Source organism: Veillonella sp. R32 (genome assembly GCF_010093125.1).
GTDB lineage: Bacteria > Bacillota > Negativicutes > Veillonellales > Veillonellaceae > Veillonella_A.
This window is the reverse complement of the sequence record NZ_NMZQ01000060.1, coordinates 1-1170: the sequence shown is the minus strand read 5'-3', so window position 1 is coordinate 1170 and position 1170 is coordinate 1. Positions and strand designations below refer to the sequence as shown.

Genomic DNA, 1170 nt, shown 5'->3' with positions numbered 1-1170 from the left:
GAACTTCTAGTCTGTTTAGAAACAGAAATTACTAAACAGCAAATTCAATTTGTATATGGTTCAGGTAAACGTAAGCATACTTTACAACGCTTATTTGAAGCGTGTGCCGCCATTCGTAACAAACGTATAGAGTATGATGAAAAGCTACAACTATTGGGTACTCGAAATAGTTATTCAAAAACAGATCCCGATGCTACTTTTATGCGACTCAAAGAAGACCATATGCTAAACGGTCAATTAAAACCAGCGTATAATGTGCAATTAGCAGTCCACAGTGAATATATTGTAGGCGTTGGTGTATTTCCTAATCCTACGGATACCAAAACATTAATTCCGTTTATGAAACAATTAGAATCTCAATACAAACAGAAGTTTCAATATGTAGTGGCGGATGCTGGGTATGATAGTAATGAAAATTTATCTTGGCTGTTAGCACGTGATTACAAAACCTGTATAAAGCCGAGTAATTACGAACGAAGTAAAACTAAGCGATACCGAGAAGACATAGGTCGTGCTGACAATATGACATATGACGAGATGAATGATACCTTTACTTGCGCTAAAGGGCGCAAATTACACTTTGAACGCATTAGAAAGACTAGAAGTAAAACAGGTTTTGTCTATGAAAGTAGAGTCTATCGCTGTGAGCGATGTAACTATTGTGGATTACGTAGCCAATGCCAAAAAACATATACTAGCTTTCAATCTAAAGGTAACAAAGCCCTTTATATTTCAACACAGTACCGAGCTATGCTTGCTAAAAACAACGAGATATTTAACAGCCCCTTAGGAAAGCGGCTTCGTGTTAATCGCTCCATTCAAGTAGAAGGCGTATTTGGTGTACTAAAAGAAGATATGATGTACAAACGACTCCGACATCGAGGAGCCGATAACGTAGAAAAAAATCTTCTATTAATAGCCTTTGGTTTTAATGTAATGAAGTTGCACAATCGAATTCAAAAGGGCCGATTAGGAAAGCGTCTATTCGAGATAAAAACAGCTGCATAAATATATTAAAAAAAGCGTTGTTAAAGGCTTTATTTAGGTGCGCCTAAAAACTAAAATAAGGACTTCTTTGAGTGTTATCTTATCTCAAAGAAGTCCTTATTTTAAAAAGAAAAGAAGACTGTAACTTAAATGACAGATAAAATCTGCATTTCGTTACAGCCC

The 1170-nt window shown here is 36.0% G+C and carries 1 protein-coding gene; it reads left to right on the top strand.

All coding sequences use genetic code 11. From position 1 onward, the window contains the following. A partial coding sequence (locus VER_RS10035) for a transposase (RefSeq protein ID WP_162100683.1) occupies positions 1–1008 on the top strand: 1008 nt, incomplete at its 5' end. Between the last annotated feature and the right edge of the window lie 162 nt (positions 1009–1170).